This window comes from Bacillus sp. EU55 (genome assembly GCF_038005925.1).
GTDB classification, from domain to species: Bacteria; Bacillota; Bacilli; order Bacillales; family Bacillaceae; genus Bacillus; species Bacillus velezensis.
In genome coordinates, this window is sequence record NZ_JBBOUE010000001.1 from 1,920,943 (window position 1) to 1,946,941 (window position 25,999).

Sequence of the window (25,999 nt, forward strand, 5' to 3'; positions counted from 1 at the left end):
TGAGCTTTTGTGGGTCTGTATCAGTCCGATTGGTCAAAAAAACCTCCGCACACACACGCATACCGGGCGGTTACGGATGTTGTGCAGGGGCATTACCATTTGATCGAAGGCTTTTCGCAGCCGGAGAACGGCAGCAATACAGATGAGCATACACATTTCTATACGGGCATCACCTCGTTTGAAAACGGCCATTTTCATAGGTATTACGGCATTTCCGGCCCTGCCATCCCGAGGGTTGACGGAACACATTACCATGAGCTTTCAGAGACCACCTTTGCCGCCTACAATGAGCCGATTCAGATCCAGCACGGCGGCGTCGTTTACGATCCGCGGGAGGAAGGACGGAAAACGCACCGCCATACACTCAAAGGAAAAACGAGAGAGGTTGTCGGAAACGAGCCGATCGGGTGGTAGTGGACGTTTAGCGCTCAGGAAAAAGGGCAAAATGGATAGGTGCCTGAAGAAATGAATGCTATAATTAGGGGGAGATTTATAAAAGAGAGTGATACATATTGAAAAATAAAAAACAGCCTGTCGTCATACTCGTCGGACCGACGGCAGTCGGAAAAACAAAACTAAGCATCGGACTCGCGAAAATGCTGAATGCGGAAATCATCAGCGGAGATTCCATGCAGGTATATAAAGGGATGGACATCGGAACGGCCAAAGTCACCGAAGAAGAGACAGAAGGCGTACCGCATCACCTGATTGATATTTTGGAGCCGTCCGACACTTTTTCAACGGCGGATTATCAAAAAATGGTGAGAAGAAAAATCACCGAGATTGCCGATAGAGGAAAGCTGCCGATGATTGTCGGGGGGACGGGTCTGTACATTCAGTCCGTGCTGTATGACTATACGTTCACGGAAAACTCCGGCGACCCTGTATTCCGGGAGCACATGGAGAAACTGGCAGCTGAAGAAGGGGCGGAAGCGCTTCATGCCAATCTTGCGGCAGCCGACCCGGAAGCGGCGGCAGCCATTCATCAAAACAATACGCGAAGAGTCATCCGCGCGCTCGAAATCCTGCATGTATCGGGAAAAACAATGTCAGAGCATCTTAAAACCCAAAAACGGGAGCTGCTTTACAATGCGGTTCTTATCGGTCTTACAATGGACAGAGAAGTGCTGTACGGCCGGATTAACGAGCGCGTTGACCTGATGCTGGAAACCGGCCTTCTTGACGAAGTAAAGCGGCTGTATGATATGAATATCCGGGACAGCCAATCGATTCAGGCGATCGGCTATAAAGAGCTGTATGAATATCTTGATGGAAAAGTGCCGTTCCCTCAGGCTGTGGAGCAATTAAAACAAAATTCTAGGCGATATGCGAAACGCCAGCTGACCTGGTTTCGCAATAAAATGCCCGTTTCATGGACAGATATGACGCCGCCTGTTGATATTGAGCAGAAAAAAAAGGAAATTTTCGAGTGCATAGCAGGAAAACTGGAAATTTAATCGAAACAGTATTGTATTGAGAACCAAGGAGGACGAAACATGAAACCGATTAATATTCAAGATCAGTTTTTGAATCAAATCCGAAAAGACAATACGTTCGTCACGGTGTTTTTACTCAACGGCTTCCAGCTTCGCGGCCAGGTAAAAGGCTTTGACAACTTTACCGTTTTGCTCGAAACGGAGGGGAAGCAGCAGCTTATTTATAAACATGCCATCTCCACGTTCGCCCCGCAAAAAAACGTCCAGCTTGAGCTTGAATAGACTTTTTGAAAAAGACCATGAACAATGGTCTTTTTCTATGCGCATCTGTATATTGCAGGCTGTATATCGGAAACATAAAAGGGGGTTCGGAAAATCGTGTTCGAAAGTGAAAATGAACTGAGAAGAATCAGGATTACGCTCGTTTGGATCGCTGTTTTTTTGCTGTTTGGAGCTTGCAGCAATCATGAGACGGTGGTGACGGATGATGACGGCGGCTTGGCGGATACCGAACCGCAGACAGAAGGCATGGTGCAGCTGGAACATAATCGTTTCGGCATCGTTGAGGACGGTTACTTAAAAATATACCGCTATGATGAAAAAACGAATAAAATCGAACTGAAAAAAGAAACGGCGCTGGATGAGCTTGAATAAATTTCACAAGCGTTCGAATTTACAAAGCGGGCCGCACAAGCTACACTAAGTACTGACATTGATCATGCAGAGGGTGAGACGATTGAAACACAAGGTGATAATCAACCATTGGGAAGAAACTTGTGAAGATGATTCCTGCTATGAATATGGAACCAGCATCATCGTTGACGGCAAAGAACTGATCAGAGAGGCTTCCATCACAAGCGCTCTGAAAGCCGTGCTGAAAGAAATCGGTGCTGATGTGGAGATTGAAGAAACCGTTGAAAGCGAAAAAAAATGTGATTCTTACAAAAAATAAGAATAAAAGTCTAGACTACTAAGCAGTTTTTTTTCATGTTATGATAGACATCGGCTTACACATGACACCTTGAGTAGGATGAGAGATGATTCTCGTTCTGCTCTCTTTTTTGGGCGTTAATCGGGCCAGAGCCAAAGTCCGCTCTTTCAAAAATATGAATTTTTTATAAATCGATCTCAATATGTTGTGTTTTTCTGAGAGGTTAGTATACTATATATAGTGTTAAGAGATTCATTATTTTTGATAGGTCGTGATAAGGATGGTTCAAATCATATTTGATTCAAAGACAGGGAATGTTCAGCGTTTTGTGAATAAAACAGACTTTCAGCTGATCCGCAAGGTGGACGAAACGGACCACGTGGACACTCCGTTTGTTTTGGTCACCTACACGACAAACTTCGGCCAGGTACCGGCATCAACACAATCATTTCTCGAAAAATACGCCCATCTCTTATTAGGAGTCGCTGCGAGCGGCAACAAAGTATGGGGCGATAACTTTGCAAAAAGCGCCGATACCATTTCAAGACAATATCAGGTGCCGATCTTGCACAAATTTGAACTCAGCGGCACATCTAAAGACGTTGAATTGTTTACTCAGGAGGTAGAAAGACTTGTCACAAAATCAAGTGCCAAAATGGATCCAGTTAAATAACGAAATCATGATCCAACAAGATGGAAAATTCCAGTTTGATAAAGATAAAGAGGCTGTACATAGCTATTTTGTTGACTATATCAATCAAAACACAGTTTACTTTCACGATTTAAAAGAGAAGCTGGATTATTTGATTGAAAACCAATACTACGAAGAGGAATTCTTAAGCCTTTACTCTTTTGAAGACATTAAAGAAGTGTTTAAGACAGCTTACGCAAAGAAGTTTCGTTTTCCTTCCTTCATGAGTGCGTTTAAATTTTATAATGACTATGCTTTGAAAACGAATGACAAGAAAAGAATTCTCGAGCGTTATGAGGACCGAATCTCAATCGTCGCGCTGTTCTTCGCAAACGGCGACACTGAGAAAGCAAAAGAATATGTAAACCTGATGATCAACCAGGAATATCAGCCTAGTACACCGACATTTTTGAATGCCGGCAGAAAACGCCGCGGAGAACTGGTGAGCTGCTTCTTGCTCGAAGTCAATGATTCCTTAAACGATATTTCACGGGCGATCGATATTTCCATGCAGCTGTCTAAATTGGGCGGCGGGGTTTCTCTTAATCTGTCCAAGCTTCGCGCGAAAGGCGAAGCGATTAAAGATGTTGAAAACGCCACAAAAGGTGTTGTAGGCGTCATGAAGCTTCTTGATAATGCGTTCCGTTACGCTGACCAAATGGGCCAAAGACAAGGCTCAGGCGCGGCGTATTTAAATATTTTCCACCGCGATATCAATGATTTTCTTGATACGAAAAAGATTTCTGCGGATGAAGATGTGCGCGTCAAAACGCTTTCTATCGGTGTCGTCATTCCGGATAAGTTCGTTGAGCTTGCGCGTGAGGATAAAGCGGCTTATGTATTCTATCCGCATACGATTTATAAAGAATACGGCCAGCATATGGACGAAATGGACATGACGGCGATGTATGAAGAGCTTGTCGACAACCCGCGTGTCAAAAAAGAAAAAGTGAATGCGCGCAAATTGCTTGAAAAGCTTGCCGTTCTCCGTTCTGAGTCAGGTTATCCGTACATTATGTTCCAGGATAACGTAAACAAAGAGCACGCGAATAACCACGTATCAAAAGTGAAATTCTCGAACCTTTGCTCTGAAGTGCTTCAGGCGTCACAGGTTTCGGCTTACACAGATTATGACGAGGAAGACGAAATCGGCTTGGACATTTCCTGCAACCTTGGTTCATTAAATATACTGAATGTCATGAAACATAAATCGATTGAGCGCACGGTGAAACTCGCGACGGATTCCCTGACTCATGTATCTGAGACGACGGATATCCGCAACGCGCCGGCAGTCAGACGCGCGAACAAAGCGATGAAGTCAATCGGTTTAGGCGCCATGAACCTTCACGGCTACCTGGCCCAAAACGGCATCGCGTATGAAAGCCCGGAAGCAAGAGATTTTGCGAATACGTTCTTTATGATGGTGAACTTTTATTCCATCCAGCGTTCAGCTGAGCTTGCGAAAGAAAAAGGCGAAACGTTTGAGCATTATGAAGGCTCCACTTATGCAACGGGAGAATATTTCAATAAATACATCGAAAAAGAGTTCTCACCGGCATACGAAAAAATCGCTGCGCTCTTTGAAGGCATGCACATTCCGACAATCGAAGACTGGAAAGAGCTGAAGGCGTTTGTCGCTGAAAACGGCATGTACCACAGCTACAGACTGTGCATCGCGCCGACAGGCTCCATTTCCTACGTCCAATCCAGCACGGCGTCCGTTATGCCGATCATGGAACGGATCGAAGAAAGAACATACGGAAATTCAAAAACGTATTACCCGATGCCGGGGTTAGCGTCTAATAACTGGTTCTTCTACAAAGAAGCTTATGATATGGACATGTTCAAAGTGGTGGATATGATCGCGACAATCCAGCAGCATATCGATCAGGGAATCAGCTTTACCCTGTTTTTGAAAGATACGATGACAACTCGTGATCTGAACCGTATTGATCTGTATGCCCACCATAGAGGCATCAAAACCATTTACTATGCAAGAACGAAAGATACCGGGCAGGACAGCTGTCTTTCTTGTGTCGTTTGATTAAAGGAGAGTTTACAGTGACAAAAATTTATGACGCAGCAAACTGGTCAAAGCATGAAGATGATTTCACCCAAATGTTTTACAACCAAAACGTAAAGCAGTTTTGGCTTCCGGAAGAGATCGCATTAAACGGCGATCTTCTCACTTGGAAGTATTTGGGTAAAAATGAGCAGGATACGTACATGAAGGTGCTCGCCGGCCTGACACTGCTTGATACAGAGCAGGGGAACACGGGCATGCCGATTGTGGCCGAGCACGTCGAAGGCCATCAGCGAAAAGCGGTTCTTAATTTCATGGCGATGATGGAAAACGCGGTGCACGCAAAATCATATTCAAATATTTTTATGACGCTTGCTCCGACTGAAACGATTAATGAAGTATTTGAATGGGTTAAACAAAATAAATATTTGCAGAAAAAAGCGCAAATGATTGTCGGGCTTTACAAAGCCATTCAAAAAGATGATGAAATTTCACTGTTCAAAGCGATGGTTGCTTCCGTCTATCTGGAAAGCTTCCTTTTCTACAGCGGTTTCTATTATCCGTTATATTTCTACGGACAAGGAAAACTGATGCAAAGCGGTGAGATCATTAACCTGATCCTTCGTGACGAAGCGATTCACGGCGTGTATGTCGGTCTCCTTGCTCAGGAAATTTATAATAAACAGACAGAAGAGAAAAAAGCAGAGCTTCGTGAATTTGCGATTGACCTTCTGAATCAGTTATATGAAAATGAGCTTGAATATACAGAGGACTTGTACGATCAAGTCGGACTCTCACACGATGTAAAGAAATTCATCCGCTATAACGCCAATAAAGCTTTGATGAACTTAGGGTTCGATCCTTACTTTGAAGAAGAGGATATTAATCCGATCGTATTAAACGGATTAAACACCAAAACAAAATCACATGATTTCTTCTCCATGAAAGGGAACGGCTACAAAAAAGCGACGGTAGAACCGATTAAGGACGAAGATTTTTATTTTGGCCAAGATGAAGAGCAGATATAATATCTGCTCTTTTGGCTTGAATGGAGAGGTAAGACAGGAGGAACGGGCATGAATAAAATGGATGAAATCATCTTGGCTGCACCGCGGAGTGACGTCTTTCAAAACGAAATGCTGACATTTCAGGGAGTCAACAGCGAGGATGAACGTATCGTAAACATTATGGCTCAAATTGAGGCGCATTTTTTTGAAATCAGAAGAGGCGACGCGGAAGAGGACCCGCGATTTAAACAGCCGATTCCGTATGTCGTCATCCGCCGCGATGATGAGGTGTTTGTGTATGAACGGCTTGCGGGCGGAGGGGAATCGCGCCTCCATAATAAGCTTTCTCTCGGTTTCGGCGGACACATGAACCCTATGGAAGGGGCGGCTTCATTTTCGGAAGTACTGAAACAGAATACCGACCGGGAGCTGGCGGAAGAACTGTACATTCGCGAGGAGGACAAACAAAACATTGTCACACTCGGCCTGATCAATGATGATGAAAACGATGTAGGGAAGGTGCATATCGGCATCCTTTCTGCGCTCCAGTTAGCGTCTGCGGCACAAGTCGAAGTGAAAGAAAAAGATCAAATCGCCGGGCGCTGGATGAAACTGAGCGAACTGAAAGAGGAAAATGTGTATCAGCGTCTTGAAGCTTGGTCTCAGTTTGTCGCCGATATACTTTAATAACAAAAAACCCCCGTTCGTCCCAAAAAAGGGAGAGCAGGGGTTTTTTCATTTAGTCTTGCACAATGAAGGCATCAAATCCGGCTTTTTCGGCCCGTGCTGCCAACGCTTCAGCATTATCTCTGGAAGAGAATGCGCCGATCTGCACTTTAAATAAGCCGCCTTTTGGAAGCACAATCGCGTCAAAACCTTTAGACACCGCATCGGCGGCAAGCGCATCAGCATTTGCTTTCACTTTGAATGCACCGATTTGCACTTTATATAAGTCAGCCTTTTTTTTTAGACCGAAAGCTTGCTCCAAGCCCTTAGCATGTCCTCTTGCAAGGCTTTCAATAAAACTGGCTGTTTTCAGTTTGTTTGCATCAGCTGACGTATCAACAAAACCATTCTCCGTCAAAATCGCCGGCATACTTGTCTCCCGCAGCACATGGAAGTTGGCTGTTTTTTTTCCTCGGTCATTAAAACCTGATGCTTGAATCACTTGCGTGTGGACGGCTGATTGGTAAGTCGAGGTCGGCGCTCCGACACCGGGGTAAATATAGCTTTCGAATCCGGTTCCGCCTCCTGAGTTAATATGAATGGATAAAAAATAATCTGCGCCCCAGCTGTTGGCGGCATCCGTTCTTTCCGTCAGGCTGACCGTCTTATCGCTTGTCCTGCTCATCGTGACAGAAACTCCTTCATACTCATTCGTCAGAATCGTGCGCAAAGCCAGCGCGATCTCCAGCGTGACCGCTTTTTCCTGAAGTCCGTTTCCGGTTGCACCTGAATCAGTTCCGCCATGACCGGGGTCTATAAAAATTTTAACCATTCTCCATCACCTCATTACAGCATATGATGATATTCAAAAGGTGCTTGTACGGCTGTCATTCATGAAAAAAATGAGAAATATACCCAACATTTCCCGGAAAATAAAAATAAATGGTTTGTCCTCCCGTTTCTGCTGAATACAATAAGAAATGAAAAATATTTCTCGGGAAAGCGCAGGATTCAACATCATTCCCGAAGAGAACGGAAAAAGTGACAGATAAAGAGGAAAACAGGTCTCATGATGATAGGCGGATGTCACGGAACCGCTTCATCATGAGTAAGATAAAGAGAGAACAGAGAGGTGAGCATGTTGGAGCGCGCTGTAACCTATAAAAATAACGGACAAATTAACATCATTCTTAATGGCCAAAAGCAAGTGCTGACAAATGCGGAAGCTGAGGCGGAATATCAGGCCGCCCTGCAAAAAAATGAAGCCAAGCACAGCATTCTGAAAGAAATTGAAAAAGAAATGAACACATTAGTGGGTATGGAAGAAATGAAACGCAACATTAAAGAAATTTACGCGTGGATATTCGTCAACCAAAAACGGGCCGAACAAGGGCTGAAAGTCGGAAAACAAGCTCTTCATATGATGTTCAAAGGGAACCCCGGCACCGGGAAAACCACCGTCGCGAGACTGATCGGCAAGCTTTTCTTCGAAATGAACGTGCTTTCCAAAGGACATCTGATCGAAGCGGAACGTGCCGATCTGGTCGGTGAATACATCGGACACACGGCGCAAAAAACGAGAGATCTGATTAAAAAATCGCTCGGCGGCATTTTATTCATTGATGAAGCATACTCACTTGCAAGGGGCGGAGAAAAGGATTTCGGTAAAGAGGCGATTGATACGCTTGTCAAGCATATGGAAGACAAACAGCATGAATTTATTCTGATCCTGGCAGGGTACTCGAGAGAAATGACACATTTCCTGTCATTAAATCCCGGCCTGCAATCGCGTTTCCCTATCAGCATCGATTTTCCGGATTACTCTGTCACTCAGCTGATGGACATTGCAAAGCGCATGATAGCAGAGCGGGAGTATCAATTAAGCCAGGAAGCCGAGTGGAAGTTAAAAGATTACTTAATGACAGTGAAAAGCACGACAAGCCCCATTAAATTCAGCAACGGGCGCTTTGTCAGAAACGTGATTGAAAAATCGATCCGCGCTCAGGCTATGAGACTTTTAATGGGAGACCAATATTTAAAAAACGATTTAATGACGATCAAGAGCCAGGATTTACTTATAAAAGATGAGGCGGCAGCTCACGAATAGGCCTCTCAGCCGGTCTGAGGGGTCTCTTTTTTATTTCTCTCTTTAAAACCCGCCGGATGTGTGGTATACGCCCTGCGGGTTTGGTATGATAGTACTACTGCCCAATACGACACAGAAAGGAACATCCATTTGAACGAACAGGAAGGAAAAAAAGAAACGGTCATTTTGGTCGGCTGCCAGCTTCCGCACATGACAGATGAGCACTTTGAACATTCCATGGAAGAGCTTGCTTCATTGACAAAAACGGCTGACGGAACGGTGCTGACCCGGATTACGCAAAAACGGAACAGAGCGGATGCCGCTACATATATAGGCAAGGGGAAAGTAGACGAGCTGAAGGCGCTGTGTGAAGAGCTTGAAGCGGATCTGGTCATTTTTAATGATGAACTGTCACCGAGCCAGCTTAAATCACTCGCCACTGCAATTGAAGCGAAGATCATCGACCGCACGCAGCTTATTTTGGATATTTTCGCAAAAAGGGCGAAGACGAGAGAAGGAAAGCTTCAGATCGAATTGGCCCAGCTTCAATACGCGCTGCCGCGTCTGAGCGGACAAGGAATCAATCTCTCAAGACAAGGCGGCGGAATCGGGACGAGAGGGCCCGGTGAGACAAAGCTTGAAACAGACCGGCGCCACATTAGAAACCGCATACACGAAATTAACGTGCAGCTTTCAACGGTTATCCGCCACAGAAGCCGTTATCGGGAGAGACGAAAAAAGAACGGCGTGCTTCAGGCTGCACTCGTCGGGTATACCAATGCCGGAAAATCAACATGGTTCAATCAATTAACGAGCTCAGACAGCTATGAAGAAGATCTGCTGTTTGCAACACTTGATCCGATGACGAGAAAGATGGCGCTCCCAAGCGGCTACAGCGTCCTTTTGTCTGATACGGTCGGCTTCATTCAGGATCTGCCGACGACGCTGATTGCCGCTTTCCGCTCAACGCTTGAGGAAGTGAAGGAAGCAGACTTGATCATTCATGTCATTGATTCATCCAATGAAGATTATGCCGGACATGAACAGACGGTCCTCGATCTGTTAAAAGAGCTTGAGGCAGATGATATTCCGGTGCTGACCGCTTATAACAAACGTGATGAGACACTTCCTGACTTCATCCCGACAGCGGGAGAAGGCCACATCATGATCAGCGCCAGAATCGCCGGGGATGAAGCAAAACTAAAAGCGGAAATCGAATCTTATTTGCGCCGGGAGCTGATGACGCCGTATGAAGTTCATGTGCCTGCCGCCGAAGGCAAATTGATGTCACGCATCAAATCAGAGACCATGATCGACAGCCTTTATTTTAATGAAGAAAATGAACGCTATGAAGTCTCAGGTTATGTACAGGAAGAACAAAGCATACTCGGAGAACTGAAGAAATTCATGTAAGGAAGGTATACACAACATGTTTGACACACTGACCCACGGCGCTCTTTTACAAAAAACCGCCGAAGAAACAGAAGCGGAAATCTCCGCCGTTCATAAAAGAATAGAAGAAATCAGTGAACGGAATGAATGGAGAGTCCTGCAAAGCTACAGAAAACATAAAGTAAGCGATACGCATTTTACGCCTACAACCGGATACGGTTATGACGATATCGGACGAGATACACTGGAGAAGATCTATGCTGATGTGTTCGGAGGAGAGGCGGGACTCGTGCGGCCTCAAATCATTTCCGGAACGCATGCGATTTCAATCGCGCTTTTCGGTGTGCTGAGACCCGGGGACGAATTGCTTTATATTACAGGCAAGCCTTACGATACACTTGAGGAAATCGTCGGAGTAAGAGGCGGGGAGTATTCAGGCTCGCTTAAGGAATTTCAAATCGGATACAATGCAGTCGATTTAACATCAGAAGGCAGAGTGGACTTTGAAGCGGTCCGGGCTGCAATCCGGCCGAATACAAAAGTGATCGGCATCCAGCGTTCAAAAGGATATGCGAATCGTCCGTCTTTCAGAATAAATGAAATTGAAGAGATGATTCGTTTCGTAAAGGAAATCAAAGAAGATGTCATTGTTTTTGTGGACAATTGCTACGGAGAATTTGCAGAAGAGCGGGAACCCTGCCACGTCGGAGCGGATCTTATGGCCGGCTCCCTGATTAAAAACCCGGGCGGCGGCCTTGCTAAAACGGGCGGCTATCTTGTAGGGAAAGCCAAGTGGATTGAGGCCTGCTCTTACCGGATGACCTCCCCGGGAATCGGAAGTGAAGCCGGGGCTTCGCTTTATTCACTGCAGGAAATGTATCAAGGTTTCTTTCTCGCTCCGCATGTAGTGGCGCAAAGCTTGAAGGGAGCGGTATTTACCGCCCGTTTTCTTGAAAAGCTCGGCTTTACGTCAAACCCTGCATGGAATGCGCCGAGAACGGATCTGATTCAATCAGTTGAGTTTCAGGACCCTGAAAAGATGATCGCTTTTTGCCAGGCGATACAATATGCTTCACCGATTAATGCGCATGTGACGCCTTATCCGAGCTATATGCCGGGATATGAAGACGATGTCATTATGGCAGCGGGCACTTTCGTACAGGGAGCAAGCATTGAATTATCAGCAGATGGACCTATCAGACCGCCTTATGTTGCGTATGTCCAAGGAGGATTAACCTACGCGCACGTGAAAAATGCGATTTGCAGCGCCGTAAATGCTTTAATGGAAAAAGAACTGATCTAGGCCGTTTGCAATTTTCAAAGAATTTGATGTTAAGATTCCTCACATTGTGTTGACACAAAATATAACATCACCTATAATGAGACTAAGATAAGAAAAGGAGGAAATTGAGATGAGTGATAACATTCGCCGCTCAATGCCTTTATTTCCAATTGGGATTGTCATGCAGTTAACAGAACTTTCTGCCCGGCAAATTCGATATTATGAGGAAAATGGATTGATATTTCCAGCGAGAAGCGAAGGAAATAGACGATTATTTTCATTCCATGATGTAGATAAACTGTTAGAAATCAAAAATCTGATTGAACAAGGCGTCAATATGGCGGGGATCAAACAAATTCTGGATAAGGCATCTGCCGAACCGGAAGAAAAATCCGAAAAAACCGCCAAACCGATGAAGCACGATCTGTCTGATGACGAACTCAGAAAGCTTCTGAAAAACGAACTGATGCAGGCAGGCCGTTTCCAGCGGGGAAATACTTTCCGCCAAGGTGACATGTCCCGATTCTTTCATTAATCCGTTAGCAACTGTTTTGCTATATACATTTACCTTTTAGAGGAGGAGTTTTACGAAATGGCAAAGTACACAAGAGAAGACATCGTAAAATTAGTAAATGAGGAAAACGTAAAGTATATCCGCCTTCAGTTCACAGACATTCTCGGAACGATTAAAAACGTGGAAATTCCTGTGAGCCAGCTTGAAAAAGCACTTGATAATAAATGCATGTTCGACGGTTCTTCCATCGAAGGTTTTGTCCGTATCGAAGAGTCTGATATGTACTTATATCCTGATCTGAACACATTTGTAATCTTCCCATGGACTGCTGAAAAAGGTAAAGTAGCACGCTTCATCTGTGACATTTACAATCCGGACGGCACGCCGTTCGAAGGTGACCCGCGTAACAACCTCAAACGGATTCTGAAAGAAATGAAAGAACTCGGTTTCAGCGATTTCAATCTTGGACCTGAGCCTGAATTCTTCCTGTTTAAATTAGATGAAAAAGGCGAACCGACGCTTGAATTGAACGATAAAGGCGGATACTTCGACCTGGCTCCGACTGACTTGGGAGAAAACTGCCGCCGCGATATCGTGCTTGAGCTTGAAGAAATGGGCTTTGAAATCGAAGCATCTCACCATGAAGTTGCTCCGGGTCAGCACGAAATCGATTTTAAATATGCCGGTGCCATCCGTTCTTGTGACGACATCCAAACTTTCAAACTGGTTGTCAAAACGATCGCCCGCAAACACGGTCTGCATGCGACATTCATGCCAAAACCGCTGTTCGGCGTAAACGGTTCCGGTATGCACTGCAACCTATCACTCTTTAAAGATAGCGTTAACGCATTCTTTGATAAAGACGCTGATCTTCAGCTGAGTGAAACAGCAAAACATTTCATTGCCGGTATCGTAAAACACGCGACAAGCTTTACGGCTGTTACAAACCCGACAGTGAACTCTTACAAACGCCTTGTTCCGGGCTATGAAGCACCTTGCTACGTGGCATGGAGCGCGCAAAACAGAAGCCCGCTGATCCGTATCCCGGCTTCCCGCGGCATCAGCACGCGTGTTGAAGTCCGCAGCGTAGACCCGGCGGCAAACCCGTACCTGGCGTTAAGCGTATTGCTTGCAGCAGGCCTTGACGGAATCAAAAACAAACTTGAAGCACCGGCTCCGATTGACCGCAACATCTACGTCATGAGCAAAGAAGAGCGCATGGAAAACGGCATCGTAGATCTTCCGGCGACACTGGCGGAAGCTCTCGACGAATTCAAATCAAACGAAGTCATGGTTGCAGCGCTCGGCGAGCACCTGTTCGAACACTTCATCGAAGCAAAAGAAATCGAATGGGATATGTTCCGCACACAGGTTCATCCGTGGGAGCGCGAACAGTATATGTCTCAGTATTAATCTCTCAATCCCTTGGCACTATTGGTGTCAGGGGATTTTTTGGTTTTGGTCATAAGGGGTAGTTGGAGGGTTGGTGGTCAACTTGTCCACTATTTGACCACCAAAAATACTAAAAAAAATTAAGACAAAAGAGAGTTCATATATTCTTCATAACCGTCAACTGACGAATTTTCAAGTTTCTCTGAGATATGAGAGTACACGTCAGAAGTGATGGTTATATTTTTATGCCCAAGTCTTTCTTGTACAAACTTCATTGTTGCACCAGATTCAAGAAGAAGAACAGCGTGAGTATGTCTTAAACCATGTATAGGCATTTTATTAAGCCCAGACTTTTTAAGAATTCGATTAAGTGCATTGAAGAGGGTGGATTTCGGTAATGGTTTGCCGTCCTCTCTGCAAAAAACAAGGTCTAATTCATGCTCATATACTTCATTAAAAACTATTCTATTATCATTTAAATATTTCATATGAGCTGTTAATTCCTTCGCCAAAGAATTGCTTATTTTAATACGTCTCTCGGATTCATAAGTTTTTGTTTCTCCGAATCTTTCTTCGCCTTCTTTAACTTGAAAGTCTAAAGATTTGTTAATATGGATGTAATTATTCTTTAAATCAATATCCTTTCTTTGTAATGCAGCAGCTTCCCCCTTACGCATTCCAGTTTCAAGTAGAGTTTTAAAGAAAATGTAGTAAAGATAGTTATCCTGTCTTGCAATTTTGAGGAAGAAGGAGATGTCGTCTGAGTTAATGTACGCCAGTTTTTCTTTTTTCTTAGGTATCTTTGGGATAGTTACTCCTTCACAAGGATTCTCCTCGAGTTTCTTTAATGGTTTTACAGCAGTAGATAAAGCATTAAACATTGTCCCGTGAATGATCTCGATCGTTCTCTTACTGTAACCTTGTTCTGCTAAATGATTGATGAATTTTTGGTATCTCAAAGGCTTGATATCCTTAAGCTTAATATCCTTAAAATAGGGCAAGATCTTTGTTTTAACATTACGTTCATGAAGGATATATGTGTTTTTCCTAACAGTTCCTTGTTTATATTCAGTGAGCCAATCTTTAAGATAGTGTTTTAAAAGAACGTCACCTCCATTGATTTCTAAATCGCTATTCAGCCTCAGTTCTTCTTGTCTTGCTGCTAGTTGTGCTTCTTTTTTTGTTTTAAATCCGCCTTTAGAGACCTCAATTTGTTCATGAGTCAAAGGGTCTTTATGCTTTATTCTGTATTGCCAAGTACTACCTCTTTTTCTGAAACTGGCCATCTTTACTCCACCTTTCTTAAATTAACATATCCCATTTTAGCACTTAGTTTTTCGGGGGACAATCAAAAATTTCAGATAATTGAAAGTTAACGTTATCAAAAAATACTATAAGTTTGTGTTTATTTTCTGCTCTTGATATAAGATAATTGAAATTGTGGTGAATTATGGAGTGGGGGCAAACTTAAAATTTTATGGTCAAATGGATTTAAACATTCTCGTATAAAGTATAGTGTAGTCATAAGGGGCTGTAACATATGAAAAAGAAGAAAATGATTATTTTTTTCGGGATTGTGGCTATAGCAATAATAGCATTGTCTATAACAATTCCAATGTACATAAACAGGCTAGATACAACCAATTTAGATGCTATAGCTACTAAAGTAAAAGAAAACAAAAAATTAAACAAACACTTTGATTCAGTATGGTTGCGTAAAGTAAAGGATACTAAAAATCAATTTGATTTATCTTTAAAAGCTAAACCAGCATTTACTACTTTATCCGACAAAGAAAAATTGCTTTTGGCTGGAAAGGTGATGGAAGTTGTACAAGAGAATTCCCATTTAAACGAAATTAAATGTGGAAGGAATAAAACATGTTCTATTAATGAGATTTTTATTTTGCCGAGCGATGAAGACGATAAGACGTCCAGTTATGAAGTTAAATATAGTCCATTAAATCATCCAGAAGAGAACGTTTTAATCGTAAGTGAATACCAAAATGATGACCCTAATTCTCATATGCTTGAAACAAGAGAAGTGAAGTACCAAGAAGACGGGGACGAAGGTGTAGACACTCTAGACGAAGATTATCAGGGGAAGACAATTGCAATTGGCATGACCAAGCATGAAGTTATCCAACTTAAAGACTGGGGTAGGCCTAAGTCTATTCATAAGACAACGACAGCATCAGGGATAAATGAACAATGGGTTTACGGTATTAGCAGATACCTATATTTCGATAATGGAGTATTAACAACAATACAAGAATAAAATTATTAGCCCTTCAATCCAAACATTAAATAAAATCCTCATTTTAACGAAACATTTTAGACCAACTTGCTTATTAGTCTAATTTAAAGTATCCTAATTGATGTATCATAGGGGTTTAATCAGCCACTATAGACCACAGAGCTCCCTCACATGCTCTGTGGTTTTTTGTTTAGACAGGAATATACCCAAATAAAAAAGAAGCCTCAGAGGGCTTCAAAATGATTAATTCTTCTCGCATGCAAAGTTGTCATTATCCCTATCCATCTTAGATGTATAGGCAGGGTGAGTGCTTGGTACACCATGTGGATATTTCTTTCTCAGCTCTGTGCAGTTTGCAAAGTGCTCTGTTCCTCCAGAAGAAGGGGAGGCTTGTGTAGAGTTAGAAGAGCTACTTGATGCTGAACTACTTGAATGTGAACTGCTTGAGTTCGATTTATGTGTCTCAGATTGGTGTGTTGTAACTGACTTTTGAGCCGGCTTAGATACACTTACTGATTTCTTCGGTTTCGTTACGCAGCCATTAAATCCTTTATCAGTCGCATATCCATTCTTACTCCAAATCTTCAAGTCCTTATCTTTCGCGGCTTGTTCATCCTTCTTATACGTGTCTAAATACTTTGTGTTTGGCTCATATACATAAGCTACTCGTGCTAATCCTTCTTTAAGCAGTGTTTCTTGTACTGATTTGCCATCTGCATAAACATAAGCCAGCATTCTGCCATACTTGTCTGTACGATCTCCTTTATCAAACTCCAGTTGAAGTTTTCCCTTGTTAACCAGCTGTTTATTTCTTGCTGAAGCATCCTCACCATATGGTTGTACGCAAGAGTTTGGCTTTTTAGTTTCAGGAGTGTCAACAAGCAAGTAACGAACAGTTTTGACTTCGCCTTTATAGTTAACTTTAATCGTATCCCCATCAACTGTTCTGTTAAGTGTTACATCGACCAGCTTTTTCTTCTTGTCAGATGCCTTTTTATCCGACGAATCCTTCTTTGAATCATTTACGGCTTTTTCACTCTTATCATTATTGCTTTTGTCGTTTGATTGAGAGTCTGTCTTTGTCTCTTTTGTATCCTTTTCTTCTTGCTGCGTTGTTTTAGCCTTATCTGAATCTGTTTTATCTGTAGAAGCAGAATCAGACCCACATGCAGCCAAAGAAAAGCTTAGAGATAATGCGCCAATACCTAATAACCATTTCTTCAATGTAATTCCCCCAAATTTGTTTATTCTGTCTTTATATCGGACAAACCTTCCTAATTATAATTATAGAACCAAAGATTGTAAAATTAATTTTAGGTAAACATCTGATTTTGAAAATCGAAGAGCCTAAAACTATGGTAAAATTTAGAAGAGATTAAGTGGAAAGGAGACAGATATGAAAGTATTTGAAGCATCCTCGTTAATCTCAGCAGCGGAGAAACGAGCAAAAGAATACGATCAGATTAGAGAACAATTTATCAATCTCAGAAAAGCGTTTCAGGGAATGGCTGACTTAGACGATAGTGAGTTTTCAGGTAAAGGTGCTGACAACATCAAAGCATTCTTTCAAGATCACGCCGGTGTTACTGACAGCTGGCTTGATCTAATAGATATGAAGATTGCGTTTCTTAACAGCATTTCTGGAAAAGTATCTGATGCGGGATTAGCCGATTCGTTTGTGGAAGAGTCATTTTTAGAACATGAGCTGATTCATGCGAAGAATAAATCAAAAGCCATCATGCAAGAGCAACGTAATGAAATGAGGGATATTCTTAATGAGATAAGTGATATCATTCATCTTGATGTTTTCTCTACAGAAGATGTCGATCAAAAGCTGGATTCAGCAGACAAGAAACGGGACAATACCATACATAAGCTCGGTAAGCTCGATCATGATCTAACGAAGGAATATGCAGAAACCGAGGCAAATGAACATTTCATTCAGGCTGACTTTCAGCAGCTCCAAAATGCTACAGGCAAAGGAAAAAACGCAACACCACTTCACTATAACGCCAAGGCATACAGGGAAAGCGACATCCATAAGAAAAAAGGCGAGATTGCAAGACATTCGGATGCTTATTTGACGATTAAAAAGGAAGAAGCGAAAGAGCGGGAAATCAAGGATCTGAAGAAAAAGCTCGCTGATGGAGTAACTGATCCTGATGAATACTTGGAGATTGCGAAGAAGATCGGCTATGAAAACCTTGAACCTTCCCAGCAGCAATATGTCATTCAGCTTGAACAAGCAAAACAGCTGGAAGAAGCCGGAGAAGTGACTTGGGATATTTTAAAAGGAGCTGGCGTTGGTTTATATGATGTCGGGAAAGACACGGTAACCGGCTTATGGCAACTGATCAGCAAGCCTGATGAAGTTGTCGAAGGTATCATAGGGGCAGTTGCTCATCCAATTAACACGTATAATGCCATTTCAACAGCTATTGAGGAATCGTACCAAAAAGACATGGTGAATGGAGATGCGTATTCCCGATCAAGATGGGTGACATATGCGATAGGTACAGTAGTTACCTCTGTAGTAGGCACAAAGGGAGCCGGTTCACTTACAAAAGCAGATGTAGCTGGAAAAGTCACCTCTAAAGTCAGCAAAGCAGGGCAAAAGCTGAAAGATGCCTCAATTGCTGATTTATTGCCTTATAATCCACGTTACGATGTTGTTCCAGCTGGAGGAGTTCCTTATAATGTAGTTAACAGTGGAGGATTGAAAGACAGTATATTAAACTTTGCCAAAAAACAAAACAGTATCTTCGGCACTTCCCCGACTGGTAGAAGGCTCCCAGTACCTAAAGTACCTCCTGTAACTGTTAAATACGGAGAACATTATGCGAAATGGTCGAGAAGAAAGACACTAAAACCCAATGTTATTTATAAAACAAAAGAAGGCTATTCCTATAAAACCGACAACTATGGCAGAATTACAAATGTTGATGCTGATTTGCAATTAGGTGAGGGAAAAAGAAATCAATATGCTCAGTCCAATGTAGGTAAGCCTCAAGATAGATTACCAGATGATGATGGAGGTCATTTGATTGGCAGTCAATTTAAAGGATCAGGAGAAATTGATAATCTAATAGCCCAAAACAGTCAAGTTAACCGTTCTGGCGGGGAATGGTACAAAATGGAGACTGAATGGGCAAATGCATTAAAAGAAGAACCTCCAAGAAAAGTTAAAGTGAAAATTTCACCTGTTTATAAAGGAGATTCACTAAGGCCAGATTCTTTTGAGATAATGTACCATATTGAAGGAAAAGGGTTTTATGAAAAAATTATAAAAAATAAACCTGGAGGTTGAGCACGTTGGAGACAAAACTAAACAATCTATATAAAGAGATTGCAGAAACAATAAATGAAATGATCCCCGAGCAATGGGAAAAGTTTTGGTTTTATGCACAAGTTTCGGAAACAGGAGGAGGAACTTATTTTTATTACAATACTCCTGACGAGCCACAAAATTACAAGTATAGCTTAGAAGTACCTTTTATTTTTACAATTGATGAAGATGACTTTACTGAGAAAAAGAGAAAGTTGTTTGACCTGAGTGAGAAGCTACGAGAAGTATTCGAGGAGAACGACCAAGAATTATGGTATTCGTTTACGCTAAGCCTTGAAAGAACAGGCAAATTAAATATCAGTTTTGATTACACTGATTGGTTCAGCACTGATTATAGCTTCAGTGATCAACACATCATATGGAAACATAAGTATCTAGGCGAGGAACCGTCTGATGTGTCTCTAAAAGGGATAATTGAGAAATATAAAGCTGATTATCCTGAAAACCCGATCTAAGTGGGGATTTTGGAATGAGCATACACATATCACTGAAAAGATGAACAAATTTAATGATTTTAACGCCATGCTAGCTGATGCATTGAAAGTTAGTTTAGACAACTAAACAAAAGTATTGCAATTGTATGGGATGATGAAAGAGTAAGCATTCGCAATCAAAATAAAATAATGGTTTTATCCATAAACAAAGTTTTGCAAATCATTTCAATGGTTTCATTTAATGTGCTATAATCAAACTGTAATATACAGAATGGTTACAGTGTATTTCTTTAACCAGAAATGCATAAAATAAAAAGACCAGGGTGCTACCAACACCCCGGTTCTGTACAAAAAGCTACCCATCAAAGGGCTTGCTCAGCGGTTATTCGTGATAGACCTGTCCCTTCAGGATTCCAGTCTCAAGGGAGGTCTATTTTTTATTTATATACGTCAACAGGGCAATTATAAACGACCCGAATGCAAGCATTAACATTAATGCCTGAAATGTTGACATAAGCATCACCCCCTTTCGTAGGGGATGAGCAAGACTCCCTTGAGTGAGCATGCTTTAATGTGCAGGAATCATTATACACTAATTCCAAATATATGTCTGTGATTATAGGAATCAGATTACCAAGCTGAAACAGTCAATTGAAAATCAAAGTTTGATGATTAAGACAATATCATGTAATCTTTATTGTGTAAGTGCATCATGGCTCTTATGATTTTAAATTGTTGAAATTAACTAAGGGAGAATCTGGCGTTGGAATTTACTTTAGCTAAACAGGTTTTAAAGTTTTCATTAACAAGTGGAAAAAGGGCAGAAATAAATGTGCCACCAGTGCTCAATAAACAAGACATTAAGATATTAAAAAGCCAATTAAGTGTTATGGAGATGCAAACAAAAATATCTAATGAAGATATGAAAAGAAAAAGGATTAGAAAAACTAAAATAAGCAGGATATAAAAAATAGCCCGTCATTTGCGTGATCCGAAAGAAAAGGAACACTTTGTGCCGGAGTTTTTAAGTGTGAAAATAAATTACTATGTCCCCCCTTACAAGCATACATTGTGATATGTAAGGGGGGATTTTTCTTGCCTAGATACCGGAGAGCTCTTCGCAAGAGAGGGCCTTTGCCTTTTCGGTATGTGCTTCTTCTGTCGTTTTCTTTTTTTATCATATCGACGGTCATCAGCCTCTGGATGATCAACTCCTCAATCAAACCGGTGCTGATGAACATAGGAGAAATGGAAACCAAACGGGTGGCGACAGAGGTCATTACGGAATCCATTGAAGAATACATGTCTCACAGCGACAATGTGAAAGATATGGTCGATATGAAAACGGATGAAAACGGAAAAGTCACAACGATGGATTTTAATACACAAATGGTCAACAGCATGAAGGCGAAAGTGACAAAGCAGCTTCAGGCTCATTTGAAGGAAGCGGAGTCGAACAATAAGCAGCATGAAACGGAGAAAGGCGCGAAAACGGCCGATGAAATTATGATTAACATCCCTTTAGGGCAGGTCACGGGAAACAGCATTCTCGGAAATCTGGGGCCGAAAATCCCCGTGCGCTTTAACCTGATCGGTGATGCGTTAACTGATGTGAAAACAAAAATAAAGCCGTACGGCATTAACAATGCCCTGATCGATATCAGTATTTTTGTGGAAATTAAAGTGAAGGTCATTATTCCGTTTGCCAGTAAGACATCAGTCGTCACAAATAATATTCCGGTCTCCATTAAAGCGATTCAAGGAGAGGTGCCGCAGTTTTATAACGGAAGCGGCGGATCAGGTGTGACGCCTTCCATTCAGCTACCGAATGAAAAACAAGAGAAACCCGGAGCTGATAAAGACAAATAAAGACACACAGCTGCCAGAAAAGAATGCGGCTGTGTGTTTACTTTTCCTGCGGATTTCTTTTTGTTTCCATGCCTATTGGAGAGAATTCAATGTCTCGACTAGAGTAGACCATAAGGATATTTAATGAATAATCATTTCCAATAATTACATCGAACGATTGTTCCTGTTTATATTGAATAAAGAACGTTTGTTCTGTTAATATTAGATCAATAAAGGAGTGATTCAAAATGCTTAGAGATCGAGGAGCGATCAAATGGACTTCCATGATGCTTCCAGAACATTTAACGCAACTAAAACAAGACTTGTTAGATGTTTCAAAAATAAAGAGACCGTCTTTAGATGAACAACAAATTGAGGAGATTGACATCTTGGTTTCTGAAGCAATGGCGTTGAATAAAGAATTGAAGTTTAAGCTCTTTAAAGAAGGGGTTGCTGAGGATTTAATCGGTACAGTTCAATATCTCAATTACGAACAACACAAATTACATGTAAAAGATCATCACGATCAAACCGTATACATCACCATGAATGACATCATAGGAGTTGCTTACAATGATTGATTACTCACAGTTTCCACGTAAAAATATACTTTGTGTAGATATGAAATCCTTTTATGCTTCAGTATCGGCTGTAACAATGGGATTGAATCCAATGACATGTTATCTCGCTGTAGTCGGAAACACGGATAGACAGGGAAGTGTTGTCTTAGCAGCGTCTCCTGCACTTAAAAAAGATTATGGAATCAAGACTGGCTCCCGGTTATTTGAGATTCCAGATGATCCAAGAATTCACATAGTTAATCCGCAAATGAAACTTTTCATCAGAGTTTCAACTGAAATAACTAAATTGTTTTACAGGTTCGTTCCTGAAACATGTGTACACACGTACTCAATTGATGAATCTTTTTTAGATGCAGGAAAAGAAAATCCTGAAGTCATGGCAGAAGCAATTCAGAGCAGTATGAAGAGAGAGTTCGGCTTAGTTTGTACTGTTGGCATTGGCGACAATATGCTGCTGAGTAAGTTAGCTCTTGATTTAGAGAGCAAGAAAACAAAGACTGGGATTGCACGGTGGAGGTATGAAGATGTTCCGAAAAAACTTTGGCGTGTTCATCCGTTATCTGAAATGTGGGGAATAGGAGGGAGGATGGAAAGGAATTTAAACCGAATGGGGATTGCGACTGTTGGCCAATTAGCCAATTATCCATTAGAGCTGCTTGAAAAACGTTTCGGCATTATGGGGAATCAGCTTTATTATCATGCCCATGGAATTGACCTTTCTGAAATTGGAGCTCCTTTAATGCAGGGGCAAATAAGCTACGGGAAAAGCCAGATATTACTTAGAGATTATACGAAGAAAGAGGATATCAAAGTAGTCCTCTTGGAGATTTGTGAAGAGGTTGCACGAAGAGCACGAACACATAACAAAGTAGGGCGTACGATCAGCTTAGGAATTGGTTACAGTAAAGATGAGTTCGGCGGTGGCTTTCACAGATCTAAAACAATTGATTTACCTACAAATATCACAATGGATATTTATCGATATTGCTTGATGCTTTTTGATAAATTCTATACAGGAAAAACAGTAAGAAGTATTTCAGTTACCTTATCCAATATTGAAGATGATGTAAATCAACAATTAAGTCTGTTTGAAAAGGATAATGAGAAGAGAAGAAAGCTTGGATTTGTTATGGACGGGATAAGAAACAAATACGGATCTAAAGCGATCTTACGAGCTGTTTCCTATACACCTGGAGGCACGGCATTGCATAGAGCAGGTTTGACTGGTGGACATAAGTCATAAAAAATACCCCCTTTATGGGGGTACCAAAACATTTATGCGGTTTGCCCTCTACGTTCCACTGAGAAGTCACTATGGTGATCAAGAGCAATTTGGATACTGGCTGTGTGGCCTCTTCGAGCTTCCTTTAAAACCTTGTGGTCGTCAAGAAAGTGATGTCCAACAATGCCAAGTAAGATAACTAAAAAGATAAAAGCTGATGGAAATTTAAATTTCATAAAGACAATCCCCTCTCTGAATTTGTTTTCGGGCATAAAGCACTTTCTCATAAAAGGCGGTAGCTACTTTATGGTCTTCATTTACATTATAATACATTGCTGCATCAGTCGCTAGGTCTTCCACATCTGAAAGCATAGCTTTTGATTCTAAGTAATCTAAGATTTTAAAAAGTCGGTCTTTGTCATTCCCAACGAATAAACCCATAAGAAAATCAAACATTTTTCCTAATACTTCATCGTTCAATTCCTTTGATAGCATGAGACCTTGTTCACAAACCTGTTTTCCCTCAACCATGTTGAACAATTTAAAGTGCGTTTTTGCCAACATTAGAAGTATGTCTAGTAGTCGACTATAATTGTGAAGAGAATTACTTTGATAAATTGAGACGCCTTCTTTAAAATACTCCAATGCTTTCTCCATATTTCCTGTTGTAAATGAGCATAAACCGAGATTGTACAAAGAAGAACCTATTAACCGTGGCATATCAATTTCTTGTGCTTGTTTTAATGCATTCATGAAATGCGGTATTGCTTTTTCTGGATACTCCATGTCTAAATAATTCAGACCGATGACGAATGAACATTGGATTACTCTTATTGAGTACGTTTCGTGTGCTTTGTAGGTTTCTATTGCTTGAACGATATGATGCATAGACATGTGGGTTTGCTTCATGTGATAGTACACTTCAGCAACTTTATAGTGAAATTCAGCTCGCTCTATTTCATCTGGGACAACGGCTAACTTCTTTTCAGCTCGGTTGTAAAAACTTATTGCCTTAAGATATTCGTATTGTTCAAATTCATACATCCCATGAAAAAAGTTAAAATAATATTCAAGAATTCCTTTTAGATCATTTTGTTTACTTTCGATCTTTTCTAATAAGTCTGAAACTTTCGGGCGTTCTTCATTCATGGTTTTTGGTTCAAGATAATCAAGCATTAATTGATGTCTAAAACACATGAGCGAATAGTACAACAATAAATCTTGATCTTCTTCCATATGCTCTATTTCTTGTTCAACTTCATCCTTTAGAATTTCTGCATCTGCAACACTGAACAATCTTATGTATTTGTACCATTCATTGATTTTTAAGCCAACTTTTGAAGAAGAGATCAATTGCTCCAAAAAAATCACCCTCCTAGCATTTCGTCTGATTATGTAATATTTTATCATAATGTAATAAGTTGGGAAGGGTGTTTTTTCTTATTTATCAATTTAGATATGAAATGCGAAAAAAATACCCTCCTCGTTAGAGAAGGGATATGATCAGTTTGCTGTTGCTTTAAGAGAAGCAAGCCACTCATCTAATGTTCCAGTGAATCCTTGTTGAACAGCTAATTCATATGCTGATTTTCCATCTTTACCTGCAGCACCAGTAGCTCCTTTAGCACCGGTTGCACCAGTATCACCTTTGTCTCCCTTAGCACCAGTGTTGCCTTTTTCACCTTTTAATGATGCTAGCCATTCCTCTACAGTTCCTGAAAAACCATTGTCCACTGCAATATCATAAGCAGACTTCCCAGTGACAATTGAGACATTAACCATCGGATTGAAGAAACTCATTTATGCGCCCCCAAAAAATTATATGTTATTCCTGACTCAGAAATTTTGAAGCTTGTGATAGGTGAATCGTGAGCGTCCATTTGAAAGCCTTGTCCTGCTCTTAAATAGATAGGATTTCCACCATTGATTGATACGTGGCATTCCTGATCATTTGAAAAGCTGAATTTATAGAAAGAATATTTAATCGTCCAGGTTGCAGGTGGGGAAGGGATCACTTCATGGTTAGATTCTGACTTCTCAAGCATTGGACTCCCGATATATCCAGATCCTATTTGCATGACCAACAATCATTCCTTTCTTAATTAAAAATGAAAAAAAGGGGAGATGAACTCCCCCGAGTTATTTTGGTTCTGTGTATTCCATTGCTTGATCACTATCTGAGATACCTGTAGTGGTTGGATCCACTACAATTCCCATGGCAGTTAAAAATGTCAGCAGTGCATTAAATTTCTCTGTGAGATCATCACTAAACACAGAAATATCGTATCCAAAAGCTGATGCAATTGCTTGTGCAAACAAAAGAGTTGCAGAGAAGATTGCAACCAGGAATGTTTTCTTTTTAAGTCTTACTTTCCAGTTAATTTTAGTCATTAAATCGTCTCCTTATAAATTAGCTAATTTGGTGATATCAACACCAGCAATCTCTGCGCCAAGCAGTATGAGGATAATTAAAACTAAAATCTTTAATGTCTTGCCAAAGGTTCCTTCTAACAAGCTCTGAAGCCATTTTGTTTGCGACTGATTAACTTGCTGAAATTCATTTCTTAGTCCAGCTATCTCAGTGGTGAACAAATTTTTTGTTTCAACAAGATTTTTTTCTTGGTTCTCAACAACAGTGGTAAGCCTAATAAGTGATTCACTTGTTGTTTTTTGTGTTTCCAACATGATTTTTCTATCTTCTGCTTGTTCTTTAAGACGTTCTTTTATATGAGCGACCTCAGTCTTTAAAACTTCATAGTTTTCTTTTTCAGCCACAATGCAATCATCCTCCATAAAAAATAGGAGGTAATGTCACATCACCTCCTAAATAATCATTGATACACTTTGAGCTACACTCATCCTCAAAAATATTTAAATATATTTAGATTTTTGAG

29 protein-coding genes and 2 pseudogenes are annotated in these 25,999 nt (G+C 41.2%); 21 read left to right on the plus strand and 10 right to left on the minus strand.

Annotation, left to right across the window (positions count from 1 at the left end; all coding sequences use genetic code 11):
• Positions 1-9 precede the first annotated feature (9 nt).
• The 9 genes from NYE50_RS09600 (at position 10) to NYE50_RS09640 (ending at position 6,775) form a co-directional block, all read left to right on the plus strand.
• A complete protein-coding gene (locus tag NYE50_RS09600; protein ID WP_014417831.1) occupies positions 10-414 on the plus strand; it encodes a YmaF family protein in 405 nt (134 codons plus the stop codon).
• A 98-nt stretch (positions 415-512) separates the two neighbouring features.
• Positions 513-1,457 (plus strand): tRNA (adenosine(37)-N6)-dimethylallyltransferase MiaA, encoded by a 945-nt coding sequence (miaA, locus tag NYE50_RS09605; RefSeq protein ID WP_159354190.1) that lies wholly within the window; start codon positions 513-515, stop codon positions 1,455-1,457.
• 39 nt (positions 1,458-1,496) lie between these two features.
• Positions 1,497-1,718: an RNA chaperone Hfq gene (gene hfq, locus NYE50_RS09610; protein ID WP_003154064.1), complete on the plus strand. Its 222-nt coding sequence runs from the start codon at positions 1,497-1,499 to the stop codon at positions 1,716-1,718.
• Positions 1,719-1,814: 96 nt separating this feature from the next.
• Complete coding sequence (locus NYE50_RS09615) at positions 1,815-2,090, plus strand: YmzC family protein (RefSeq protein ID WP_017417823.1); 276 nt, start codon at positions 1,815-1,817, stop codon at positions 2,088-2,090.
• Between the two features lie 82 nt (positions 2,091-2,172).
• A complete protein-coding gene (locus tag NYE50_RS09620) occupies positions 2,173-2,388 on the plus strand; it encodes a hypothetical protein (protein WP_003154062.1) in 216 nt (71 codons plus the stop codon).
• Positions 2,389-2,647: 259 nt separating this feature from the next.
• On the plus strand, positions 2,648-3,040 hold the full coding sequence (gene nrdI, locus NYE50_RS09625) for a class Ib ribonucleoside-diphosphate reductase assembly flavoprotein NrdI (RefSeq protein WP_014417834.1): 393 nt from the start codon (positions 2,648-2,650) through the stop codon (positions 3,038-3,040).
• Entirely contained in the window at positions 3,000-5,102 is a 2,103-nt protein-coding gene (nrdE, locus tag NYE50_RS09630) for a class 1b ribonucleoside-diphosphate reductase subunit alpha (protein ID WP_007611605.1), read from the plus strand. Before nrdI ends, nrdE begins: the two co-directional genes overlap by 41 nt.
• Positions 5,103-5,119: 17 nt before the next feature.
• Positions 5,120-6,109: a class 1b ribonucleoside-diphosphate reductase subunit beta gene (gene nrdF, locus NYE50_RS09635; protein WP_012117608.1), complete on the plus strand. Its 990-nt coding sequence runs from the start codon at positions 5,120-5,122 to the stop codon at positions 6,107-6,109.
• A 48-nt stretch (positions 6,110-6,157) separates the two neighbouring features.
• Positions 6,158-6,775, plus strand: a complete 618-nt coding sequence (locus NYE50_RS09640; RefSeq protein ID WP_017417824.1) for a hypothetical protein — start codon at positions 6,158-6,160, stop codon at positions 6,773-6,775.
• 52 nt (positions 6,776-6,827) lie between these two features.
• Here the strand turns inward: NYE50_RS09640 and NYE50_RS09645 are convergent, their stop codons facing one another.
• Entirely contained in the window at positions 6,828-7,586 is a 759-nt protein-coding gene (locus NYE50_RS09645; RefSeq protein WP_053284973.1) for an N-acetylmuramoyl-L-alanine amidase, read from the minus strand.
• A 306-nt stretch (positions 7,587-7,892) separates the two neighbouring features.
• Between NYE50_RS09645 and spoVK the strand changes: the two genes are divergently transcribed.
• The 5 genes from spoVK to glnA all read left to right on the plus strand — a co-directional run bounded on the left by spoVK (position 7,893) and on the right by glnA (position 13,441).
• Positions 7,893-8,861 (plus strand): stage V sporulation protein K, encoded by a 969-nt coding sequence (spoVK, locus tag NYE50_RS09650; protein WP_015417523.1) that lies wholly within the window; start codon positions 7,893-7,895, stop codon positions 8,859-8,861.
• Between the two features lie 129 nt (positions 8,862-8,990).
• Complete coding sequence (gene hflX / locus NYE50_RS09655; RefSeq protein ID WP_021493446.1) at positions 8,991-10,253, plus strand: GTPase HflX; 1,263 nt, start codon at positions 8,991-8,993, stop codon at positions 10,251-10,253.
• 16 nt (positions 10,254-10,269) lie between these two features.
• Complete coding sequence (locus tag NYE50_RS09660; protein ID WP_159354192.1) at positions 10,270-11,535, plus strand: methionine gamma-lyase family protein; 1,266 nt, start codon at positions 10,270-10,272, stop codon at positions 11,533-11,535.
• A 109-nt stretch (positions 11,536-11,644) separates the two neighbouring features.
• Positions 11,645-12,049, plus strand: a complete 405-nt coding sequence (glnR, locus tag NYE50_RS09665) for a transcriptional repressor GlnR (protein ID WP_007611631.1) — start codon at positions 11,645-11,647, stop codon at positions 12,047-12,049.
• Positions 12,050-12,106: 57 nt separating this feature from the next.
• Positions 12,107-13,441 carry a type I glutamate--ammonia ligase gene (gene glnA / locus NYE50_RS09670; protein WP_007410365.1) on the plus strand — a complete coding sequence of 445 codons (1,335 nt, stop codon included), beginning with the start codon at positions 12,107-12,109 and terminating at the stop codon, positions 13,439-13,441.
• 119 nt (positions 13,442-13,560) lie between these two features.
• Here glnA and NYE50_RS09675 read toward each other — a convergent pair whose 3' ends face one another.
• Entirely contained in the window at positions 13,561-14,706 is a 1,146-nt protein-coding gene (locus NYE50_RS09675; RefSeq protein WP_013352364.1) for a site-specific integrase, read from the minus strand.
• 254 nt (positions 14,707-14,960) lie between these two features.
• On the opposite strand from NYE50_RS09675, the gene NYE50_RS09680 reads away from it, so the two are divergent.
• On the plus strand, positions 14,961-15,695 hold the full coding sequence (locus NYE50_RS09680; RefSeq protein ID WP_224988047.1) for a DUF2845 domain-containing protein: 735 nt from the start codon (positions 14,961-14,963) through the stop codon (positions 15,693-15,695).
• 222 nt (positions 15,696-15,917) lie between these two features.
• Here the strand turns inward: NYE50_RS09680 and NYE50_RS21975 are convergent.
• Together NYE50_RS21975 and NYE50_RS21980 are read right to left on the minus strand one after the other, a co-directional pair.
• Positions 15,918-16,022, minus strand: a pseudogene (locus NYE50_RS21975) (excalibur calcium-binding domain-containing protein); the annotation flags it as partial.
• A gap of 183 nt (positions 16,023-16,205) precedes the next feature.
• Positions 16,206-16,652 (minus strand): annotated as a pseudogene (locus NYE50_RS21980) (thermonuclease family protein); the annotation flags it as partial.
• 418 nt (positions 16,653-17,070) lie between these two features.
• On the opposite strand from NYE50_RS21980, the gene NYE50_RS09690 reads away from it, so the two are divergent.
• Positions 17,071-18,981, plus strand: a complete 1,911-nt coding sequence (locus tag NYE50_RS09690; protein WP_224988051.1) for a T7SS effector LXG polymorphic toxin — start codon at positions 17,071-17,073, stop codon at positions 18,979-18,981.
• 5 nt (positions 18,982-18,986) lie between these two features.
• Positions 18,987-19,475 (plus strand): antitoxin YezG family protein, encoded by a 489-nt coding sequence (locus NYE50_RS09695; RefSeq protein ID WP_224988053.1) that lies wholly within the window; start codon positions 18,987-18,989, stop codon positions 19,473-19,475.
• Between the two features lie 409 nt (positions 19,476-19,884).
• Here the strand turns inward: NYE50_RS09695 and NYE50_RS09700 are convergent, their stop codons facing one another.
• Positions 19,885-19,974, minus strand: a complete 90-nt coding sequence (locus NYE50_RS09700) for a putative holin-like toxin (RefSeq protein ID WP_076982784.1) — start codon at positions 19,972-19,974, stop codon at positions 19,885-19,887.
• 243 nt (positions 19,975-20,217) lie between these two features.
• On the opposite strand from NYE50_RS09700, the gene NYE50_RS09705 reads away from it, so the two are divergent.
• The 4 genes from NYE50_RS09705 to NYE50_RS09720 all read left to right on the plus strand — a co-directional run bounded on the left by NYE50_RS09705 (position 20,218) and on the right by NYE50_RS09720 (position 23,126).
• Positions 20,218-20,421, plus strand: a complete 204-nt coding sequence (locus NYE50_RS09705) for a hypothetical protein (protein WP_021493638.1) — start codon at positions 20,218-20,220, stop codon at positions 20,419-20,421.
• A gap of 128 nt (positions 20,422-20,549) precedes the next feature.
• A complete protein-coding gene (gene yunB, locus NYE50_RS09710) occupies positions 20,550-21,323 on the plus strand; it encodes a sporulation protein YunB (protein WP_224988055.1) in 774 nt (257 codons plus the stop codon).
• Positions 21,324-21,550: 227 nt separating this feature from the next.
• The gene (locus NYE50_RS09715; RefSeq protein WP_224988058.1) at positions 21,551-21,883 is read left to right on the plus strand and encodes a YolD-like family protein; all 333 of its coding nucleotides are present in this window, start codon (positions 21,551-21,553) and stop codon (positions 21,881-21,883) included.
• Entirely contained in the window at positions 21,876-23,126 is a 1,251-nt protein-coding gene (locus NYE50_RS09720; protein WP_224988060.1) for a Y-family DNA polymerase, read from the plus strand. Before NYE50_RS09715 ends, NYE50_RS09720 begins: the two co-directional genes overlap by 8 nt.
• Positions 23,127-23,158: 32 nt before the next feature.
• Here NYE50_RS09720 and NYE50_RS09725 read toward each other — a convergent pair whose 3' ends face one another.
• The 5 genes from NYE50_RS09725 to NYE50_RS09745 form a co-directional block, all read right to left on the minus strand.
• On the minus strand, positions 23,159-23,341 hold the full coding sequence (locus tag NYE50_RS09725) for a hypothetical protein (protein ID WP_224988062.1): 183 nt from the start codon (positions 23,339-23,341) through the stop codon (positions 23,159-23,161).
• Positions 23,331-24,467 (minus strand): Rap family tetratricopeptide repeat protein, encoded by a 1,137-nt coding sequence (locus tag NYE50_RS09730; protein WP_318248541.1) that lies wholly within the window; start codon positions 24,465-24,467, stop codon positions 23,331-23,333. Before NYE50_RS09730 ends, NYE50_RS09725 begins: the two co-directional genes overlap by 11 nt.
• Positions 24,468-24,608: 141 nt before the next feature.
• Positions 24,609-24,905, minus strand: a complete 297-nt coding sequence (locus tag NYE50_RS09735) for a hypothetical protein (protein WP_021493632.1) — start codon at positions 24,903-24,905, stop codon at positions 24,609-24,611.
• Positions 24,906-25,244: 339 nt separating this feature from the next.
• Positions 25,245-25,496: a phage holin gene (locus NYE50_RS09740; RefSeq protein ID WP_014417851.1), complete on the minus strand. Its 252-nt coding sequence runs from the start codon at positions 25,494-25,496 to the stop codon at positions 25,245-25,247.
• Positions 25,497-25,508: 12 nt separating this feature from the next.
• Positions 25,509-25,880 (minus strand): hypothetical protein, encoded by a 372-nt coding sequence (locus NYE50_RS09745; RefSeq protein WP_031303970.1) that lies wholly within the window; start codon positions 25,878-25,880, stop codon positions 25,509-25,511.
• Positions 25,881-25,999 lie beyond the last annotated feature (119 nt).

Excerpts from the sequence above, each read along its gene's own strand:
- hfq (WP_003154064.1), top strand. The coding sequence starts at position 1,497 with ATGAAACCGATTAATATTCAAGATCAGTTTTTGAATCAAATCCGAAAA.
- nrdI (WP_014417834.1), top strand. The coding sequence starts at position 2,648 with ATGGTTCAAATCATATTTGATTCAAAGACAGGGAATGTTCAGCGTTTT.
- NYE50_RS09640 (WP_017417824.1), top strand. The coding sequence starts at position 6,158 with ATGAATAAAATGGATGAAATCATCTTGGCTGCACCGCGGAGTGACGTC.
- NYE50_RS09645 (WP_053284973.1), bottom strand. The coding sequence starts at position 7,586 with ATGGTTAAAATTTTTATAGACCCCGGTCATGGCGGAACTGATTCAGGT.
- spoVK (WP_015417523.1), top strand. The coding sequence starts at position 7,893 with ATGTTGGAGCGCGCTGTAACCTATAAAAATAACGGACAAATTAACATC.
- NYE50_RS09660 (WP_159354192.1), top strand. The coding sequence starts at position 10,270 with ATGTTTGACACACTGACCCACGGCGCTCTTTTACAAAAAACCGCCGAA.
- glnR (WP_007611631.1), top strand. The coding sequence starts at position 11,645 with ATGAGTGATAACATTCGCCGCTCAATGCCTTTATTTCCAATTGGGATT.
- glnA (WP_007410365.1), top strand. The coding sequence starts at position 12,107 with ATGGCAAAGTACACAAGAGAAGACATCGTAAAATTAGTAAATGAGGAA.
- NYE50_RS09675 (WP_013352364.1), bottom strand. The coding sequence starts at position 14,706 with ATGGCCAGTTTCAGAAAAAGAGGTAGTACTTGGCAATACAGAATAAAG.
- NYE50_RS09680 (WP_224988047.1), top strand. The coding sequence starts at position 14,961 with ATGAAAAAGAAGAAAATGATTATTTTTTTCGGGATTGTGGCTATAGCA.
- NYE50_RS09690 (WP_224988051.1), top strand. The coding sequence starts at position 17,071 with ATGAAAGTATTTGAAGCATCCTCGTTAATCTCAGCAGCGGAGAAACGA.
- NYE50_RS09700 (WP_076982784.1), bottom strand. The coding sequence starts at position 19,974 with ATGCTTATGTCAACATTTCAGGCATTAATGTTAATGCTTGCATTCGGG.
- NYE50_RS09715 (WP_224988058.1), top strand. The coding sequence starts at position 21,551 with ATGCTTAGAGATCGAGGAGCGATCAAATGGACTTCCATGATGCTTCCA.
- NYE50_RS09720 (WP_224988060.1), top strand. The coding sequence starts at position 21,876 with ATGATTGATTACTCACAGTTTCCACGTAAAAATATACTTTGTGTAGAT.
- NYE50_RS09725 (WP_224988062.1), bottom strand. The coding sequence starts at position 23,341 with ATGAAATTTAAATTTCCATCAGCTTTTATCTTTTTAGTTATCTTACTT.
- NYE50_RS09735 (WP_021493632.1), bottom strand. The coding sequence starts at position 24,905 with ATGAGTTTCTTCAATCCGATGGTTAATGTCTCAATTGTCACTGGGAAG.
- NYE50_RS09740 (WP_014417851.1), bottom strand. The coding sequence starts at position 25,496 with ATGACTAAAATTAACTGGAAAGTAAGACTTAAAAAGAAAACATTCCTG.